This is a genomic window from Pseudomonas sp. NPDC087615 (genome assembly GCF_044743445.1).
Taxonomy (GTDB): Bacteria; Pseudomonadota; Gammaproteobacteria; order Pseudomonadales; family Pseudomonadaceae; genus Aquipseudomonas; species Aquipseudomonas baetica_A.
On the sequence record NZ_JBIUWM010000001.1, the window covers coordinates 89,431 to 108,585 of the forward strand.

Here is a 19,155-nt window from a genome sequence, read left to right on the forward strand (position 1 = left end):
CCATCTCGCCAAGGGGTCAAGTAGATCAGGCGACCGCTTTCGATAAAGCGCCTCGACTCCCCTAGTCATGAGAGGGCATTTTTTGTCTACATCTAACGCGTTGATCAGTGCAAAAGCCGCTACCGGCATTGTGGGTATGGACGACATCCTGGCCGGTGGTTTATCTCGCGGACATGTGTTCTTGCTCGAAGGTGAGCCCGGAACCGGCAAAACCACGGTCGCTCTGCATTTTCTTATGGCAGGCGCGCTCGCCGGCGAACGCTGTTTGTACATTACGCTGTCGGAAACCGAGCGTGAGCTACGCCAAGGGGCGCTTTCCCACGGCTGGGAGCTTGATGAGAATATTGAAATTTTCGAGCTGACACCGCCTGAAAGCCTGCTCAATGCCGAGCACCAGCAGAGCCTGTTGTACTCCTCCGACCTGGAACTGGGCGAAGCGACCAAGCAGATTTTTGAAGTGGTTGAACGCTTCAAGCCGACACGCGTGGTACTCGACAGCCTTTCCGAAATTCGTTTGCTGGCGCAAAGCTCTCTGCGCTACCGCCGGCAAATCCTGGCGATCAAGCATTACTTCGTGCGCTACGACGCCACGGTCTTGCTGCTCGACGACCTGACGACCGAATCACTGGACAAAACCGTACACAGTGTCGCCCACGGTGTGATTCGCCTCGAAGAGATCACGCCCAACTACGGTGCCGAGCGGCGCCGCATTCGCGTGGTCAAGTATCGCGGCCAGAAGTACCGTGGCGGTTTCCACGACTTCACCATCATGGGCGACGGCGTGCATGTGTTCCCTCGACTGGTGGCCGCCGAACACCGTGGCGACTATTCCCGCCTGCAATTGACCAGTGGGATCAAGGAAATGGATGCCCTGCTCGGGGGTGGCATCGAAGCCGGCTCCAGCACCTTGATTCTTGGTCCAGCGGGTACCGGTAAATCGCTGATCTCGATGATTTTCGCCGCCGCAGCCGTGTCCCGCGGTGAAAAAGCAGCCCTTTTTATTTTTGATGAAGAGTTGGGGTTGCTGTTCGAGCGCATGAAAAACATCGGCATCGACCTCAAGGCCTTACGGGCCACGGGCAATCTGCTGATCGAGCAGGTCGATGCCGCCGAACTGTCGCCCGGCGAGTTCTCGCATCGTGTGCGCCGCTGCGTCGATGAAGGCAATATCAAAACCGTGGTGATCGACAGCATCAACGGCTATCAAGCCGCGATGCCGGAAGAGAACGCCCTCGTGCTGCACATGCACGAATTGTTGCTGTACCTGAACCGCAAAGGTGCCGCGACGTTTATGACCGTTGCCCAGCATGGGCTGGTCGGCGATATGCAGGCGCCAGTCGATATCACTTACCTGGCCGATACGGTGATCCTTTTGCGCTACTTCGAAGCGATCGGCAAAGTTCGCCGGGCGATCTCGATCATCAAGAAACGTACCGGCAGCCATGAATCGACAATCCGCGAATACCGTATTTCGTCGCAAGGCATGACCATCGGCGAACCGCTGGACGCTTTTCAAGGCGTACTGCGCGGTGTGCCGACCTACCTTGGCGCGAGCAAACCTTTGCTTCGGGAAGATAACTTGTGACGCAGACCATGCCGCTGGCCGAACAGGCGCTGATTCTGGCACCGGTGGGCCGCGACAGCCAAATTGCGCTGATGATCCTCAACGAGGCCGGTTACGGTGGCCTGATCACACCCGATCTTGGCTCGCTATGCACTCAGCTTGAGCAGGGTGCCGGCCTGCTGCTGATCGCTGCCGAAGCCTTGCATGGGCCAGAGCTGGAAGCGTTGTTTGTGTATCTGGAACAACAACCGGCGTGGTCGGACCTACCGATCATATTGCTCACCCACCATGGCGGGCAGCAACAAGCCCCCTCCTCGCACCTCAGTAGCCAGTTGGGCAACGTTATATTCCTTGAACGCCCGTTTCATCCGGCCACGCTAGTCAGCATGGTTTCGACTGCCCTGCGCGGTCGACGTCGACAGTACGAAGCCCGCGACCGCCTGATCGACCTGAGCGAAAGCGAACGCCGCCTGCAATCAACCCTCGAAACCCTTGAGCAACAAGTCGAGGAACGCACCGCGCAACTTCGCCATAACGAAGAAGCATTGCGTCAGTCGCAGAAAATGGAAGCCGTCGGACAGCTTACTGGCGGTATCGCCCACGACTTTAACAACATGCTCACGGGGATCATCGGCAGCCTAGAGCTGCTGCGCCGCCGCCTGGCCCGAGGGCGCACCGAAGACCTCGACAGCCTGATCGATCTAGGCGTGACCTCTGCCAACCGCGCCGCCGGCCTGACGCACCGTCTGCTGGCGTTTTCGCGTCGGCAGTCGCTCGACTCCAAAGCGGTGCAGATGAATAGCCTGGTGATGTCGATGCGCGAACTACTGCAACGCAGCCTCAACGAAAGCATTCATCTGGACATGCGCCTGGACGACAAGCTGTGGGTCGCCGAGGCCGATCCCAACCAACTTGAAAGCGCCCTGCTCAACCTGGTGATCAATGCCCGCGACGCGATGCCCGAGGGCGGAAAACTGGTGGTAGAGACGAGCAATCAGGTGCTGCACCGTGAATTCACCGAGGCGTATCCCAATCTTGAACCCGGTGATTATGTGATGTTGAGCGTCACCGACAACGGCAGCGGCATGCCCAAAAGCGTGATCAACCGCGCATTCGATCCGTTTTTCACCACCAAGCCGATCGGGCAAGGTACCGGGCTGGGCCTGTCGATGATCTATGGCTTTAGCAAGCAGTCGCGTGGACATGTCTCGATCGACAGCGAAATCGATCAAGGAACCACCGTCAACCTCTACCTGCCGCGCTTTCGCGGTGAAGAACTTGAGCACCCCGCCAGCGATACCCTCCAGGCCCCGCATGCAATGGATGGCGAAACCGTGCTGATCGTCGAAGACGACCCGGCGGTACGCTTGCTGGTCAGTGCCGTGCTCAGTGAGTTGGGTTACGCCTATGTGGAAGCCGCGGATGCCGACGGTGCGGTGCCGATTATCAACTCACCTCAGCGTATTGACCTGATGATCAGCGATGTCGGCTTGCCAGGCATGAACGGTCGGCAACTGGCGGAGATCGGCCGGCAATACCGACCGGGGCTCAAAGTCCTGTTTATCACCGGGTACGCCGAGCATGCGGCCGTACGTGCAGGCTTTTTGGACTCGGGCATGCAGATGATCACCAAACCCTTCACCTTTGATCTGCTGACGGCCAAGGTACGCGAGATGATCAAAAACTGAACCCGGAAAAGTAAAAGCTGCCGAAGGCTGCGATCTTTTGACTTTGAACAACAAGATCAAAAGGTCGGCGTCTGCGGCAGCTCCTGGTGTGGATTCAGTTCAGCGAGCGTGGCTCAAGCCAGCAACTCCTGAATCTTTTCCTGCAACACATCCAGATCAAACGGTTTTTCCAGAATCGGCGCCTTGAGTGTGATCGGGCTGCCGGTTTCGCGGATTTCCTGCGGATATCCGCTGATGAAAATCACCTTCAGATCAGGTCGCAACTTCACGGCGGGCTCGGCGATCTGCACGCCGGAGATGCCGCCGGGTAAGCGGTAGTCGGTGATCAACAGGTCCAAATGTGGCTTGCTCGCGAGGATTTCGAACGCCTGCTCTCCGTTTTCGGCCTCGAGCACGCGATACCCTTGATCCTTTAGATAAATGGAAAGAATCATCAAGATATTCGGTTCGTCTTCGACGATAAGTACTACATCTTGTGCATCTACGCTCATGGGAAGCCTTTGTTCGGTCAATAGCTGCTGATACGACCGTGCGGTCACTCAGAGGTTGCGTCGGGTTTGCCGTTTTCCTCGATCGGCAGACAAACGCGAAACAGGGCGCCCTCGTTGATTTGACTCTCGACGACGATGGAACCGCCATGGGCGGCGACGATCTGCTCGGAAATGAACAAACCCAATCCGAGCCCGGCCACTACCGTCTTGGCGGAAACCCGTTCGAACTGTTGAAAAATACGCTTCTGGTTCTCCTCGCTGATACCGATCCCATGGTCCTGAACTTCGACCCTCGCCTCGTCACCCTCACGGTAAACCCGCACCTGAATCGGACTTTGGCCCCCATAACGCAAAGCGTTTGTCATCAGGTTCGAAATCACTTGTTCGATTCGGAATTCGTCCCAACTGCCTTCTACCGGCTCTGACGCCGTGAAAGACACTTCGGTTTGCGCCGCTTCAATCTGCTGCGCGAAATTTTGCAGCAGGTGGCTGACCAGTTGCACCAGATCAAAACGGTTCGGCCGGATCGACAACTTGCCGGTACGAATGCGCGACACGTCGAGCATGTCTTCGATCAGCCGGATCAGGCTTTTGATCTGCCGCTCGTCGCGATCGACCATGGCGTGCATCTTGTCGAGTGCGAACGCGGCGGCGTTATCGCGCGCCAGGTGCATCTTGCGCAACTGGGTTTCGAGTATCAGGCCGTTGAGCGGCGTGCGCACTTCGTGGGCGACGATTGACATGAAGTCATCGCGCATCCGCACCGCTTGCTCAAGTTCCGATTGGGTGCTCTGCAATTTTTGCAGCAGCGCTTCCTGCTCGCGGCGGGCCTGCTCCAGCGCCTCGACCTGTTGCTTCATGGCCTTGCTCTGGCGATACAGGTCGACGAAAACATTGACCTTGCTCTTCACCGCGTGGATATCCAGCGGTTTGTGCAAAAAATCCACCGCCCCGCTTTCGTAGCCTTTGAACGCATAGTTCAGTTCACGGCCGGCAGCGCTGACAAAAATGATCGGGATGTTCTTGGTTTTCTCGGTACCGCGCATCAACTCGGCCAACTCGAAGCCGTTCATGCCCGGCATCTGCACGTCGAGAATGGCCATCGCGAACTCATGCTGCAACAACAGCGACAGCGCTTCGTCGGCCGACAGCGCCTTGTAGACCATGCGGTCTTCGCGCTTGATCAGCGCTTCGAGGGCCAGCAGATTCTCGGGCAGATCGTCGACGATCAGCAGTTTGGCTTGAATATTACTCAGCATGCGATTCGTTCCAGCTCGACTAGCAGACGGCCGATGCCGTGAATGGGTAGGACATGATCCGGCTGCAGAACGTTCAGTGCAGCTTGAGGCATGGTGGCGACCTGCGCGTCAGCGGGGTCCTGGACGATAGTCAGCCCGCCAAGGCGTTTTACCTGCGCCAGTCCGCGCGCGCCATCGTGATTGGCGCCGGTCAGCAACACAGCAGCCAGTGCAGGCCCGTAAACGTCGGCTGCGGATTCAAAGAGGTAATCGATCGAGGGCCGGGAATAATGCACGCGGTCTTCGAGACTCAAAGACAAGCTTCGATCCTGTTCCACCGACAGGTGATAGCCCGGCGTGGCGAAATACACGGTGCCGGCGGCAATGTTCTGTTTATCACTGGCCTCTTGTACCGGTATGTCGAGACGTCGGGAGAAGACTTCCGTCAACTGGCTGCGGCGCTCTTGCGGCAAGTGCAACACGACGATAATCGGCAGCACAAACCCCGGTCGCAATGGCCCCAGCAAGGTCAGCAATGCCTCTACGCCACCGGCGGAAGCACCGATCACAATTGCCTCGATTCGAGGTAACGCCACTGCGTCGCTCATGACTTGCGGTAGATCCGTTCTTGTTTGACCAGCGCTTCGAACTTGTTCGCGTAATTGGAAAAGTCCAGCGTCTCCTTGCTGCCCAACACCAGAAACCCGCGGTGACAAAGTGATTCATGGAACAGCCCGAACGCGCGATCCTGAAGCTTCTTGTTGAAGTAGATCAGCACGTTGCGGCAGGAGATCAATTGGGTTTCGGAGAACACACTGTCAGTGGCCAGACTGTGATCGGCAAACGTCACGTTCTCGCACAGGCTTTTGTCGAAAATCGCATAGCCATAAGCGGCCGTGTAATAGTCGGCGAATGACCGCTGGCCACCGGCCTGCTGATAGTTGGCCGTGTACGCACGGACGTTCTCCATCGAGAAAATCCCCTGCTTGGCCTTGTCCAGCGAGCGCGGGTTGATATCGGTCGCGTAAATGATCGTCCGATCCAGCAGGCCCTCTTCGCGCAGCAAAATCGCCATCGAATAGACCTCCTCGCCCGTACTGCATCCGGCGATCCATATCTTGATCGACGGATAAGTCCTCAGCAGTGGCACCACTTCCTGGCGAATCGCCAGAAAGTGCGACGGATCGCGAAACATCTCGCTGACCGGGATAGTGAGCAATTGCAGCAGTTGCATGAACGCGGTCGGGTCGTGCAGGACTTTTTCCTGCAATGCCGAAATCGTTGCACACTCGAACTGGCTCAACGCGTGTTGGACCCGGCGCTTGATCGAAGCGCCTGAATAGTCGCGAAAATCGTAGCTGTACTTGAGGTAGATGGCCTCGATCAACAACCGCAATTCGATTTCGCTATTTCGATGCATTGAATTCTCGCGTTCCACTAAATCCTTTCCATCTTCGGTAACCACACGCGAATCAACGAGAACAGGCGATCCAGGTCGATGGGCTTGGCCAGATAATCGTTGGCGCCTGCCTGCAGGCAGCGCTCCTGATCGTCCTTCATGGCCTTGGCCGTTACCGCAATGATCGGCAGTTTGCGCCAGCGCGGATTCTTGCGAATTTCAAGGGTGGCTTCGAAACCATCCATTTCCGGCATCATCACGTCCATCAGCACCAGGTCGATGTCCTCGACTTCATTCAGCCTCTCAATCGCTTCGCGACCGTTACGACCGATCACCACGACTGCACCTTTTGTCTCCAGAGCACTGGTCAGGGCGAAAATGTTGCGCACATCGTCGTCCACCAGCAGCACTTTACGTCCCTCGAAGACCTTGTCGCGGCTGCGCGCGGTCTTGAGCATCTTCTGCCGTTCATGGGACAACTGCGATTCGACTTTGTGCAGAAAGAGTGTCACCTCATCGAGCAAGCGTTCCGGCGAGCGCGCACCCTTGATGATGATCGAGCGCGAGTACTTGCGCAGGTCGGCCTCTTCGTCGCGGGTCAGGTTGCGCCCGGTATACACGATGACCGGCGGAAACGAGCAGATATCCTCGGTGGACATGCGCTTGAGCAGGTCGTTGCCGAGCATGTCCGGCAGCTTCAGGTCGATGACCATGCAATCGAAAATCGTCGTGCGCAGTAGCTCCAGTGCATCCTGCGCCAATCCGACAGCGGTGATTTCAATATCGTCATCACCGATCAGCCGCGCGATGCTTTCACGCTGCAAATCGTCGTCTTCGACCAGCAGCACGCGTTTGACCTTCTGGGTCAGTTTGGCTTCGAGACGGGCAAATACGTCCTTGAGCTCTTCGCGGGTGGTCGGTTTGACCGCATAACCGATGGCGCCCATGTGCATCGCCGCTTCGACACGATCTTCGACCGAAATCACATGCACCGGGATGTGCCGGGTTTCGGCGTGTTCTTTCAGACGCTGTAGCACCGTCAGCCCGGAATGGTCGGGCAGGCGCATGTCCAGCAAGATCGCGTCCGGCACGAACTCTTTGGCCAGGTCATAACCTTCATCCGCCCCGTGGGCGACCAGGCACTGATAGCCGAGTTCGTGGGCCAGGTCGTAAAGGATGTGCGCAAAGTTCGGCTCATCTTCCACCACCAGGATGCAACGGGTGGCGAATGGCGCGTTATTGCGGTCATCGGCAAAACGCGGGATAGGCACCGCAGCCATGGGCGAAACCACCACCGCAGGCGCCAATGCCGCCGTCGATGCCTGTGGCGGCGGCGTGAAGGTCAGAAGCTCGGTCGAAACTTCACTGAACTCGTTGTATTGCTGCGGCAATACCAGTGTGAAGACACTGCCCTGCCCCGGCACGCTGCTGACGCTGATCGAGCCGCCCAACAGCGTCGCCAGATCCCGGGAAATCGACAAGCCCAGGCCGGTGCCGCCGTACTTGCGGTTGGTGGTGCCATCAGCCTGACGGAACGCCTCGAAAATACTTTCCTGCTGATCCGCCGCAATACCGATGCCCGAATCACGCACGATGAAGGCAATGTGATCGTTGGGTTGACCGCTGATGGTCAGGCTGACAGAGCCCTGTTCGGTGAACTTCAAGGCGTTGGACAGCAGATTCTTGATCACCTGCTCCAAACGCTGGCGGTCAGTAAACAACAACGTCGGCGCATCCGGGAGCAGATCGACGCTGAACGTCAGTCGCTTATCTGCCGCCATGGGTTCGAACACGCTGCGCAGGCCGTCGGCCAGACGCGCAACGCTGGTGTTTTCCGGAATCACTTCAAGCTTTCCGGCCTCGACCTTGGAGATATCGAGGATGTCGTTGATCAAATTGAGCAAGTCATTGCCGGCAGAGTAGATCGACTCGGCAAACTTGACCTGTTCGGCGCTGAGATTGTCCTGCGGGTTTTCTGCGAGCAATTTGGCCAGGATCAACGAACTGTTCAACGGCGTGCGCAGTTCGTGGGACATGTTGGCGAGGAACTCGGACTTGTACTTGCTCGAACGCTGCAACTCTTCGGCGCGCTCTTCGAGTTGCACCTGAGCCTGATTCAATTCGGTGTTCTTCAGGTCCATGGCATCGCGCTGCTCGGCCAGGGTCTGTGCCTGTTCGGCGAGCTGCTCGTTGGTCTGCTCAAGCTCCACTTGCTGGGTTTCAAGATGCGCCTGGGATTCCTTGAGGATCCGCGACTGCTCTTCCAGCTCTTCGTTGGCAGTTTTCAACTCTTCCTGTTGCACCTGCAACTCTTCGTTGAGTTGCTGGGTTTCGGCGAGCACTTCCTGCAGACGCTGACGGTAGCGCGCCGCTTCTATAGACGTGCCAACGTTGCCGGCAATCAGCTCCAGCAATTCGATATCGCGATCGGTGAGTGGACGCAAGAAGCCCAGTTCGATCACACCATTGACCCGTTCATCGTCACTGGTTGGCACTACAAGCACGCTATGTGGCAGGCCCTCACCCAGACCAGAACTGACTTTGAAGTAATCGGCGGGTACCGAGTCGAGGCGTATCAGTCGCGCCTGCTGCGCCACCTGACCCACGATGCCTTCGCCGCTGTAAATCGACTGTTCCTGCCCTTCCTGCTCGCGGGAGAAGCCGTAAGTTGCCACGCGTTTCAGACCGCCGTGTTCCTCACGCACATACAGTGCCGCCACGGCAGTACCCAGGTATTGCGCGCAGAACTGCAGAATATTGCGGCCCAACAGATTGAGTGTCAGTTGCCCAAGCACCTGCTCGGCCAACTCGGTCTGGCCGTTGCGCAACCATGCTTGCTGCTCCAGACGCCCGGCACTTGCTTGCTGCGCGGCGAGGTTGGCGCTGTAGTTGTTGGACAAATTGAGCAAATCACGACGACCGATATAAGCCAGCAGCCCGCTGATGCCGGCAACAAACAGCAGATAAAGGGTAATGCTCCAGATCGTGGTGTGGCGCACGTCTTCGTTTCGCGAAGCACGCAACTGCTGCTCCATATCGATCACGTCTTCGAACTGCTTGCGGATCTCGTCGGTCAGGCGCTTGCCGCGCCCGGCCTGGACTGCCGCTTTATAGTCACCGCTGGAACGCTGCAAATCGATCATCGATTTTGCATAGTTTGCCCACTCGGCCTGCAACGCCTGGAGACGGCGCAAACGATCAGTCTGCACCGGGTTGTCGGCGGTCAACTCGAGCAAGGTATTAAGCGCCACGTTGATTCGCGGTTTGGCTGTTTCGTAGGGATCAAGGAAATGCTCATCACCGCTGAGCAAGAAACCGCGTATGCCGGTTTCCAGGTCCACGGTGAGCTTCACCGCTTCGTTGGCGTTATTGATCACGCGGTCGGTGTGTTCGACCCACTGGATGACCGACAGCAGATAAGTGATCAGCGACACGAAGAACACCGCACTGAGCACGCCAACACCCAGCGGCAGGCTGACGTTGCGACTCAGGAGTTTGCGGAACCGTTGCTCATCAACCGAAGACGGAGAGGACATGTGGCAGCCTTGTCGAACTGTTGAAAATCACAGAGTTTGCCCCAAAACGGCAACGTGGATCTATTTTTCTGACTGTTTGAGCAGCAAATTCCTACAAATGCCCGCGTCTTGCGTCACGCCAACAGTTATCCTTGCTCGCCCGTATGCCGCTAATCTTTTTTGTATCGATCCGGGAACTTGTGGCTATGCGCCACTTACTCATGCATGAGCCCATCACATCTGATCGGCTGACGCCCCTGAATCCCACCCTTGAGAGCTTTTATTATGTCCGCCAACGCATCCACCATCCTTGTAGTAGAAGACGATGCCATCGTGCGCATGTTGATCGTCGATGTGCTGGAGGAACTGGATTTCGAGGTACTGGAGGCGGAGGGTGGCGAGCAGGCGCTGGAGCTTCTTAATGATGAGGCTCAACACATTGACTTGATGATGACCGATGTGGGCCTGCCGGGTATGGATGGTCGTGAACTGGCCAATCAAGCACGCCTGTTGCGGCCTGCTCTGCCAATCCTGTTTGCCAGTGGATACGCGGAAAACATCGATGTAACGGCGGGTATGCAAGTTATTGGCAAACCCTTTTCGATTGACCAGTTGAGGGACAAGGTCAAAGGCATTCTGGAACACTGAAAACCGGCTCTGCCGTTTTGGTTCATGAACACCTTTGAAGCCTGTCTGCCGCGTTTATTCGGGGTACCAGAGTGGACGAGCCCTCTGGTTGCTCAAGTCTTAACCACTCGTGCGATCACGCTTGGCTTTTTGCCGCTCCCTGAAGGCGGTGATGTCATCGATACTCACCTTCGCTGGCGCCGGTTGTGCCGGCGCTCGGACAGATTGCTGAGCAGCCGCGCTACTTTCCTGGGCGCTTACCGATTCGTTACCGAAATCAAGGTTGGAGAATAATTCTTCACCGTCCAATGGCTGGCGGAATTTGTGACCTACCTCTCGCCCGCCACCTGTCAACAGACCGGTATCGCTTGCTGCGATCGCTCGGTTGATTGCCTTGGGGTTCGAAATGAACTTTCCATGCGAATCGTACGCCCCCAGAATCAAGCCCGGCGGCAGATCGACCGCATAATTGATTTCCAAGGGGGGTAGAGTCTTCAAGCCCGAATGCGGCCGAAAGGCAAGTTCGGTATTGGCATACAGATGAAAACCTTCCATTTGCCGTGCGTCGATGAAATAGGTGTACCCACCTTTCTGGCCCCCATATACAAAAGCGCCCGCGCCGTCCTTTTTATAGAAAGCAGAGGTGGAAATACCCGCGCCGTCGGGGCTGAGCGCATCGTGGGCACCGCCATAGCCACCTTTCAAACCATTGACCTGGTCAAGGTGTTTGATTCGAACGCGCTGACTGAATCCCCTCTCGAAAATGATCGACGGATCGCGCATGTCACCCCGAAAAACAAAGCCCTGATAAACGAAGCCCTTTTCCGGACCGCAAAGGCGCACAACCTGAGTATTGGTCGCCAATGTCTGTGCCACGCCAGGCCCTCCGGCCAACTCATCCAGATAACCGGCGACTAGCAAACCTTTGCCAGCCTCGGGAATTTCCTTTCCGGCAGTGCTCGCCAACTGTCGACGAAGACGCGTAGCCGATCCGCGGAAAACGGAGGGACGATTGCTGTTTTTGAGCGCCAGAATAACTCGCTTGCCGATCTCCTTCTTGGCGACTGTCGACAATGCTCTACCGATGAGCCTTTCAGCAATGGGCCCCGCCAGTTCGGCCAACACGCCGATCGCCGCGCTGATCCTCAGGCGCTCTGCTTCAGAAGGGTCATCCGATATTTCGGCGCGGATCAAGTCCGTCGCAGAACTCCCAAGCCCCACCAGGAACGGAATCAGCATACGTATCGGGGCGGAAGCAAACGCTCCCGTCCCGCCGTAAGGCAAAGAGGCGGTAAACGCAATAATTTGCAGAAGATATCCCGCAGCCTCCAGAGCAAAATCGGTCCAGCGTTCGGCCTGGGTCGAAACCAGCGTATCAATATCGGCCAGTGCCCGTTTGATCTGACGATCGAATAAATCCTGACCTATATCCGAACTGGATCGAAACACCAACTCCCGATAGTTTGGACGTGTTGCAAAAAGTGGGAATTCCATACCCCGATACTTGAAATCATGGACATACGATTTTTGCTGATCGCGCAGCGCAACGCGCTTTAACAACCGTTTCTGAAAATCAGCATTGCTCTCCACGAACTTGCCTCTAGCGTCATGACCGGCGGGGAACTCGAACGCGGCGCTGTCTTCACCGAGAAAGAACACCACGCCTCGATCCAGACTCCCTCGACCGATAAACACGGCGTTATCGACGTTCAAATCGGGATCACTGTGCAAGTTGATAACCCGAGGTTTTATCAGGCCTTTGAGATATTCGTAAGCGACGATCTGATCTTCAGGTGAACGCGTGCCACTCTTGATAAACTCTACGACCAGTTTGTTCAACTCTGCTTTTTTCAGCAGTCTACCGAAAACACTAACAGCTGGATTTTGCAGCCGATCGTTTACATAGAGCTTGAAGTCAGTCTGAAAATCCGCGTCATTGAAAATAGCGACCAACTCGGAAGGATAGTAGTCTGGCCATTGCACTTCTTTCCCGTAAAAGTCTTTCAGTTGCCGCAGATGATAGTCAGTACAAATCTCCGCCAACGTGAATTTTCTCTCTTTCCAGACAACAGGCTTTTTAGTACCCACCAGCGAGTCGCTGCGCGCGGGCGGCTCCAACTCGTAATATTTAACCGCTATGAGGGAGTCATATTGAATGCGCTCACGCGTCTTTTCATCGGACACAATACTCAATACGGCTTCATCAATGCACTCGCGGATAAAATAGGCGGGATCAAAACTCACGGGGTCCGTGATGACTGCACAACCCTCTAGTATTTTTCCGGCCATTTCTTTTGCATTAACACCATCGACCACATCTTCTTGAGACGTGGCCAGGATGACAGTTTCCGTTCTGGGTGTTGTCAGAACTGCTTCCAGATCCGCCAATGGATCCAGCAACCACAACAACGAATCGTCGGCATCATCGTAAATACCTGGTAATTGCTTACTCATGATTTTCTCTCCGCACAGCATAAAATGCGAACTGCACTTACTTAACTACTGTGGACGAGCAAGAAACTACCAACCTCGCCCAAAGTTACATAGGCCATAGTTATTAGCATTCTTTACATTGCCGCTCGGAGAGCAAAACACACAAACTTTAGCGTCCATCGTTGCTCAATGGGTAAACGCTTGTGGACGAGACTTCAAAGAATGTTTTACTTCGAAGGTCAGGCGCGAGCAGCCACCTCTGTGGTTTAATTGCGCCCTTTTTTTGCCTACCTGTCTGCTGCCGAGGATCACACTCATGATTCAGCCCACCGTCACCAAAGTTCTGGTCATCGGCTATGTCTGGCCCGAGCCCCGTTCTTCGGCAGCAAGCGGGCACGTCATGCAGATCCTCGACACCTTTGTGCAGCAAGGTTGGGACATCACTTTCGGCAGCCCCGCCAGCCCCGGAGAACATAAAGCCGATCTTGACGCGTTGGGCATCCGAGAAGTGTCGATCGAACTGAACAACAGCAGCTTCGATATGTTCATCAGCGAGCTACGTCCAGATATCGTGCTGTTCGACCAGTTCATGATGGAAGAGCAGTTCGGCTGGCGCGTCGAAAAATACTGTCCTGACGCCCTGAGGGTGCTGGAAACGTCAGATCTGCAAAGCTTGCGCCATGCCCGTCATCAGCGACTCAAGGACCGATTGAAAGTCTCTGCCGATCAGGATGATTTCAGCGATTTGTTTGCGCCGGCCTTGCGCGAAGAATTCGAATTGATGGCCACCACCGATCTGGCCAAACGGGAAATTGCGGCGCTGTATCGTTGCGACCTGAATCTGATGATCTCCGAAGTAGAAATCGAGTTGTTGGTCAAACAATTCGGATTGCCACAGGCGTTGCTGCACTGGTGCCCATTGATGGTGGAATTGCCAACCACTGAACCGAAGCCGCTTGAGGCTCGGGCGCACTTTCTCAGCATCGGCAACTTTCGTCATGCGCCTAACTGGGACGCCGTACTCTGGATGAAATCCACGATCTGGCCACTCATCCGTCAACAACTGCCGGATGCGCAGTTACACATCTATGGCGCCTACACGCCCCCTAAAGCCATGGCACTGCACAATGCAGCGCAGGGTTTTCACGTAATGAACTGGGCGGAGGACGCGTTACAGGTCATGTCAGCGGCGCGGGTATGTCTGGCACCGCTGCGTTTTGGCGCTGGTATCAAGGGAAAACTGGTGGACGCCATGCTGTGCGGTACGCCCAGCGTCACCACCCCCATTGGCGCGGAAGGCATGCATGACGAAGAACCCTGGCCGGGCGCTATCACCCGCAGCGCAGCGCAATTCGCCGACGACGCCGTACGTCTCTATCGCTGCTCGGCAGATTGGCAAGCAGCCCACCTGGCCGGAACCGCGCTACTCGACAAGCGTTACCAACGGGCAACACACGCGCCGGCGCTAATTGAAAAGCTGAGTTATTGCCAAAAACACTTACATGAACACAGGGCTCGAAACTTTATTGGCAGCATGCTGCGCCATCACGCTCATAAAAGTACTCAATATATGGCTCAGTGGATTGAAGCAAAAAACCGCGATACCCAGCCGACCCGTAACGAGTGAACCCGCACGACCACACAACTCGCATTAATATGGATATTGCACCATCAAACCCTGATACCTATAAACAGCCTGCATGTCAGTTCAGATAGCCCAACTATCACCACATGCAGGACACACAATATGAATAATGGATACATTTAAAGACTCACCGGCCATGACTGGATGAGTAAAACACCGGGCACTGACAACTTGTCACTGCGCGAGTTGATATTACCCGACGCTCATAATGCCGGCTATGATTGGAACGCCTCTTACGATCAACTGATCCAATGTCCGAACTGGCTGATCTGCCAGGATGTTTCTTTTGCTGGCCAATTGAATCGTGGCGCCAGAGTACTCGACCTTTGATTATTTATGACAGCCAAGCGAGAGGCATTGAACGGCTCATATTCCAACATGGCGGCTACTGTTAGCCCCGCACGCTGGGCGAGCAACTCATTCCATTGCAATCCCTGCATCTGATCCTTGGTCAATTGAAGGCACGTGCGCCTCGGCAACGAATATTACTTGCCGCGCCTGTATCAGGTGGTACAGACGATAGCCGGATTCATGATGCAGCGATTCATCGGTGGATCGGGCAATCCATTGTTGATGCTTCTGACCTGCACCGCTACATCGACCGTGTTTTAAGCCCCCCCCGGACAAACGATGGCTTTGGTCACTCTCCGCGACGTGCTATACGCTTGGCGGACCACAACGCATTTCGGCCATCTAGACACCTGGTTTCACCCTTCCTGCACCGACGGGGCTAAAAGATGCAACATTATCAATTTTGATTTCATTGAAAACGCCAGGATTGTATCGCATTGCAAAAATGTAACCATTGAGAAAGCCGTTGAAAAAGCCAAACTCACACATCCAACCAATTACGAAATCCCAACCACACCATAACCATTAAACAACTTGCATTCAAACAAACATTGGCTGATCAAGCGTCATCCACTATAAACATCCTGCATATCGAAACGTCGATCCCCTTATTATTAATTCTGCAGGATGTACAACATGAGTGATTTCCAATCGAATGACTTACCCCTGACTCAATGGATCACTGCAACCCCGCAGATCGACAATCTGTCACTGCGTGAATTGACACTACCCGGCACCCATAACGCTGGCTGTGACTGGGAAGCTTCCTTTTCCTTGATCCCGGGCAAGAACTGGCTTGCGTGCCAGGACATTTCTTTTTATTCGCAACTCAATCGTGGCGCCAGAGCGCTGGACGCACGATTGATTTATGACAAAGAAGGCCAGGGCCTGGAAAAGTTTCGCTTTCAGCACAACGGCTATCGCTCCGATCGAAACCTTGGCGATCTCATGCTCGCGGTCCTGGCGTTTTTGGAAAGAAGTCCCAATGAATTCATCATTCTGGACTTCCATGAACTCAAAGGAGGCAGCAGTGAGTTCAATCACGAAGAATTCAAACAATTAATGCTGAAACATCTGGGCGAACGGATGATTGTGCAAGAAAACGCAGGTTTGACACTAGGCCAGTTAAAGGAAATCAGTCCCCTGCAAAGGATCCTGGTGGCGGCCCCCATGAGCTGGGACACCCGAGACCACCGCTTTCATGAACAGATCCAACACAAATGGATTGACCAATCGCTGGTCAGTGTTTCTGATCTGCACCGTTACATCACAGACGTTTTAGACAAACCACCGACCCGGTGGCGCCTCTGGTCGCTGTCTGCGACGAGCTATACAGTCGGTGGCCCGCAGCGAATTCTGAATGAACTGGACACCTGGTTTGATCCCACCAAAACGGACTGGGCGAAGAAGTGCAACATCATTAACTTCGACTTTATAAAAAACTCGAACATCGTGTCTTTTTGTCAAATGGCCAATCTGGAAAAAGCCATCGAGAAGTCCAGGCTGGTACTTCGTGCACAGCCAGCTTGAGTCCGGTCAGAGCATGCGGTCAGAGTGAACTGGCACATCACACGTCGAACGAGGCATGATCAGCAGGCGATAACAATAAAGTAGCAGGCCATGAACCGAACCGCCCGCGTGACCGACCCTTCTTACGAGTTGATGGATGACCACAACGGGTTGTCCATCATCTACCGCCAGCACGGCTTCCCCTGCCCGCTGGTGCGTTGGCATTTCCACAAGGAATACGAACTGCACCTGATCGTCGCCAGCTCAGGCAAGGTGTTCATTGGCGACTACATCGGCAACTTCTATCCCGAAACCCTGTTTCTCACCGGCCCTAACCTGCCGCACAACTGGATCAGCCAGGTCGCCGAAGACGAAGTGGTCGAGAAGCGCGACATGCTGGTCAATTTCACGGATGAGTTGTTCGAGAGCGGCCATCAGGTGTTCACCGAACTGAAAACCCTGGCACCGCTGTTGGAGCGAGCTCAGTACGGCATCGAATTCCGCTGCAAACGGACGATCCGTCAGGCCATGGCGCTGATGCAGCGGATCGCCGACACCCAGGGCATTACCCGGCTCGGACACTTTTTTATCCTCATGGAGTTGCTCGCGGCCAGCGATGATTTTCAGCTGTTATCCGGCGCCACCACGCCGCAATTGGCGGATGAGCACAACATTGACCGCACCAACCGCGCTGTTGATTACATCTTCAGCCACTACGCCCGGGATATTTCGCTGGAGGAAGTCGCCGAGCACCTGGGCATGACGCCGACCTATTTCAGCCGCGTGTTCAAACAGGCGACCGGGCGTAACTTCATCGAATTCGTCAATCGCCTGCGCATCAGCAAGTCCTGCGAGTTGCTGGCCGATGGCGACAAACCGGTGACTGACGTGTGCTTTGAATCAGGCTTCAACAACATTTCCAACTTCAATCGGCGGTTTCAGCAACTCAAGGGCATGACGCCCTCGCATTATCGACGCCTCGCCGTGCAGCGTCTGACCGAACAGAACCACAACTGACACTTCCTACAGGTTTTGATCTGTTTTTTGGCTCAAAACCTGTACGTATCCGATACCCTCCCTTCGCTGAAATCCCCTTCCTTGCGTTAATCGCCCCAAAGCCCAGTGCAAGAAAGTATCGATCAGAGTGCGACGGATGATTTGTCAGTCCGTCGATTGAAGGCTGTAATCAGCGCACATTCTTCCTGCACAGGAAGACACAAAAACAATAACTGTCCTTCTGCCTCCCTCCGGACGCAGAAAAGGAGTGCACGATGCAACCCACTGCAAAAGCTCTGCTTGCCCTCACCTGCATGACCCTCAGCAGCGTCAGCCTTGGCGCTCAGACCCTGACCATCGCCACCGTTAACAACAGCGACATGATTCGCATGCAAAAGCTCTCGAAAACCTTCGAGACCGAGCATCCGGATATCAAGCTCAATTGGGTGGTGCTGGAAGAAAACGTCCTGCGCCAACGCCTGACCACCGACATCGCCACCCAGGGTGGCCAGTTCGACGTGTTGACCATTGGCATGTACGAAGCTGCACTGTGGGGCGCCAAGGGTTGGCTGGAACCGATGAAGGATCTGCCGGCCAGTTACGCCCTCGACGACGTGTTCCCGTCGGTGCGCGAAGGCCTGTCGGTCAAGGGTTCGCTGTACGCCTTGCCGTTCTATGCCGAAAGCTCGATCACCTATTACCGCACCGATCTGTTCAAGGAAGCCGGCCTGACCATGCCCGAGCGTCCGACTTGGGAGCAGATTGCAGGCTTCGCTGAAAAACTCACCCACAAAGACAAAGAGCAGTACGGCATCTGCCTGCGTGGCAAAGCCGGTTGGGGCGAGAACATGGCGCTGGTCACCACCATCGCCAACGCTTATGGCGCACGCTGGTTCGATGAAAAATGGCAGCCGGAATTCAACGGCCCTGAGTGGAAAAACGCGCTGAACTTCTACGTCAACACCATGAAGAAATCCGGCCCGCCGGGTGCGTCCAGCAACGGTTTCAACGAAAACCTCGCCTTGTTCAACAGCGGTAAATGCGCAATCTGGGTCGATGCCAGCGTCGCCGGCTCGTTCGTGACCGACAAGACTCAGAGCAAGGTCGCTGATCACGTCGGCTTCACCTTCGCGCCGCATCAGGTCACGGACAAAGGCTCGGCATGGCTGTATTCGTGGGCGCTGGCGATTCCGACCAGCTCCAAAGCCAAAGACGCCGCGAAAGAGTTCAGCGCATGGGCGACCTCCAAAGAATACGGCGAACTGGTTGCCAAAACCGACGGTATCGCCAACGTACCGCCAGGCACGCGTGCCTCGACCTACAGCGATGCCTACATGAGCGCCGCACCGTTCGCCAAAGTGACGCTGGAATCGCTCAAGGCGGCGGACCCGAGCAAACCGACGCTAAAACCAGTGCCTTACATCGGTATTCAATTGGTGACCATTCCTGAGTTCCAGGCCGTCGGTACCCAGGTCGGCAAGCTGTTCTCGGCGGCATTGATCGGCCAGACCACGGTGGATCAAGCCTTGGAAGCCGCCCAGCAAACCACCGAACGCGCGATGAAGCGCGCCGGTTATCCCAAGTAACTTGCACCGCTCGCTCTTGCTTTTGTAGGAGTGGGCCTGCTCGCGATAGCGGTTGTCCATCCAACAAAGCGGTGACTGACACACCGCTATCGCGAGCAGGCTCACTCCTACAG

Annotated in this window: 13 protein-coding genes; 7 read left to right on the forward strand and 6 right to left on the reverse strand. The window is 55.5% G+C overall.

Going from position 1 to position 19,155, the window contains the following annotated elements:
- Positions 1 to 82: 82 nt before the first annotated feature.
- Positions 83 to 1,585 carry an ATPase domain-containing protein gene (locus ACIOU6_RS00355; protein WP_221729808.1) on the forward strand — a complete coding sequence of 501 codons (1,503 nt, stop codon included), beginning with the start codon at positions 83 to 85 and terminating at the stop codon, positions 1,583 to 1,585.
- On the forward strand, positions 1,582 to 3,252 hold the full coding sequence (locus tag ACIOU6_RS00360; RefSeq protein WP_401132870.1) for a response regulator: 1,671 nt from the start codon (positions 1,582 to 1,584) through the stop codon (positions 3,250 to 3,252). The genes ACIOU6_RS00355 and ACIOU6_RS00360 overlap by 4 nt, the downstream gene beginning before the upstream one ends.
- Before the next feature lie 113 nt (positions 3,253 to 3,365).
- On the opposite strand, the gene ACIOU6_RS00365 is transcribed toward ACIOU6_RS00360, so the two are convergent.
- From ACIOU6_RS00365 to ACIOU6_RS00385, 5 genes are read right to left on the reverse strand one after another with little or no spacing between them, the layout of a single operon-like run.
- On the reverse strand, positions 3,366 to 3,743 hold the full coding sequence (locus ACIOU6_RS00365) for a response regulator (protein WP_221729806.1): 378 nt from the start codon (positions 3,741 to 3,743) through the stop codon (positions 3,366 to 3,368).
- A 44-nt stretch (positions 3,744 to 3,787) separates the two neighbouring features.
- Entirely contained in the window at positions 3,788 to 5,002 is a 1,215-nt protein-coding gene (locus tag ACIOU6_RS00370; RefSeq protein ID WP_221729805.1) for a hybrid sensor histidine kinase/response regulator, read from the reverse strand.
- On the reverse strand, positions 4,996 to 5,589 hold the full coding sequence (locus ACIOU6_RS00375) for a chemotaxis protein CheB (RefSeq protein ID WP_401132875.1): 594 nt from the start codon (positions 5,587 to 5,589) through the stop codon (positions 4,996 to 4,998). The genes ACIOU6_RS00370 and ACIOU6_RS00375 overlap by 7 nt, the downstream gene beginning before the upstream one ends.
- Positions 5,586 to 6,401 carry a protein-glutamate O-methyltransferase CheR gene (locus tag ACIOU6_RS00380; protein WP_260455511.1) on the reverse strand — a complete coding sequence of 272 codons (816 nt, stop codon included), beginning with the start codon at positions 6,399 to 6,401 and terminating at the stop codon, positions 5,586 to 5,588. Before ACIOU6_RS00380 ends, ACIOU6_RS00375 begins: the two co-directional genes overlap by 4 nt.
- A 17-nt stretch (positions 6,402 to 6,418) precedes the next feature.
- Positions 6,419 to 9,916, reverse strand: a complete 3,498-nt coding sequence (locus ACIOU6_RS00385) for a response regulator (protein ID WP_401132879.1) — start codon at positions 9,914 to 9,916, stop codon at positions 6,419 to 6,421.
- 264 nt (positions 9,917 to 10,180) lie between these two features.
- Between ACIOU6_RS00385 and ACIOU6_RS00390 the strand changes: the two genes are divergently transcribed.
- Complete coding sequence (locus ACIOU6_RS00390) at positions 10,181 to 10,543, forward strand: response regulator (protein ID WP_221729801.1); 363 nt, start codon at positions 10,181 to 10,183, stop codon at positions 10,541 to 10,543.
- Between the two features lie 99 nt (positions 10,544 to 10,642).
- Here ACIOU6_RS00390 and ACIOU6_RS00395 read toward each other — a convergent pair whose 3' ends face one another.
- On the reverse strand, positions 10,643 to 12,976 hold the full coding sequence (locus ACIOU6_RS00395) for a hypothetical protein (protein WP_401132882.1): 2,334 nt from the start codon (positions 12,974 to 12,976) through the stop codon (positions 10,643 to 10,645).
- Between the two features lie 295 nt (positions 12,977 to 13,271).
- Here ACIOU6_RS00395 and ACIOU6_RS00400 point away from each other — a divergent pair, with 295 nt between their 5' ends.
- The 4 genes from ACIOU6_RS00400 (at position 13,272) to ACIOU6_RS00415 (ending at position 19,042) form a co-directional block, all read left to right on the forward strand.
- A complete protein-coding gene (locus tag ACIOU6_RS00400; RefSeq protein WP_401132884.1) occupies positions 13,272 to 14,582 on the forward strand; it encodes a glycosyltransferase in 1,311 nt (436 codons plus the stop codon).
- A 1,005-nt stretch (positions 14,583 to 15,587) separates the two neighbouring features.
- Positions 15,588 to 16,481: a phospholipase gene (locus tag ACIOU6_RS00405; protein ID WP_401132886.1), complete on the forward strand. Its 894-nt coding sequence runs from the start codon at positions 15,588 to 15,590 to the stop codon at positions 16,479 to 16,481.
- Positions 16,482 to 16,571: 90 nt separating this feature from the next.
- On the forward strand, positions 16,572 to 17,477 hold the full coding sequence (locus ACIOU6_RS00410) for an AraC family transcriptional regulator (RefSeq protein ID WP_221729797.1): 906 nt from the start codon (positions 16,572 to 16,574) through the stop codon (positions 17,475 to 17,477).
- Between the two features lie 254 nt (positions 17,478 to 17,731).
- A complete protein-coding gene (locus ACIOU6_RS00415; protein ID WP_401132888.1) occupies positions 17,732 to 19,042 on the forward strand; it encodes an ABC transporter substrate-binding protein in 1,311 nt (436 codons plus the stop codon).
- The last annotated feature ends 113 nt before the right edge of the window (positions 19,043 to 19,155 follow it).

Excerpts from the sequence above, each read along its gene's own strand:
- ACIOU6_RS00370 (WP_221729805.1), bottom strand. The coding sequence starts at position 5,002 with ATGCTGAGTAATATTCAAGCCAAACTGCTGATCGTCGACGATCTGCCC.
- ACIOU6_RS00415 (WP_401132888.1), top strand. The coding sequence starts at position 17,732 with ATGCAACCCACTGCAAAAGCTCTGCTTGCCCTCACCTGCATGACCCTC.
- ACIOU6_RS00385 (WP_401132879.1), bottom strand. The coding sequence starts at position 9,916 with ATGTCCTCTCCGTCTTCGGTTGATGAGCAACGGTTCCGCAAACTCCTG.
- ACIOU6_RS00405 (WP_401132886.1), top strand. The coding sequence starts at position 15,588 with ATGAGTGATTTCCAATCGAATGACTTACCCCTGACTCAATGGATCACT.
- ACIOU6_RS00380 (WP_260455511.1), bottom strand. The coding sequence starts at position 6,401 with ATGCATCGAAATAGCGAAATCGAATTGCGGTTGTTGATCGAGGCCATC.
- ACIOU6_RS00410 (WP_221729797.1), top strand. The coding sequence starts at position 16,572 with ATGAACCGAACCGCCCGCGTGACCGACCCTTCTTACGAGTTGATGGAT.
- ACIOU6_RS00375 (WP_401132875.1), bottom strand. The coding sequence starts at position 5,589 with ATGAGCGACGCAGTGGCGTTACCTCGAATCGAGGCAATTGTGATCGGT.
- ACIOU6_RS00390 (WP_221729801.1), top strand. The coding sequence starts at position 10,181 with ATGTCCGCCAACGCATCCACCATCCTTGTAGTAGAAGACGATGCCATC.
- ACIOU6_RS00400 (WP_401132884.1), top strand. The coding sequence starts at position 13,272 with ATGATTCAGCCCACCGTCACCAAAGTTCTGGTCATCGGCTATGTCTGG.
- ACIOU6_RS00365 (WP_221729806.1), bottom strand. The coding sequence starts at position 3,743 with ATGAGCGTAGATGCACAAGATGTAGTACTTATCGTCGAAGACGAACCG.
- ACIOU6_RS00395 (WP_401132882.1), bottom strand. The coding sequence starts at position 12,976 with ATGAGTAAGCAATTACCAGGTATTTACGATGATGCCGACGATTCGTTG.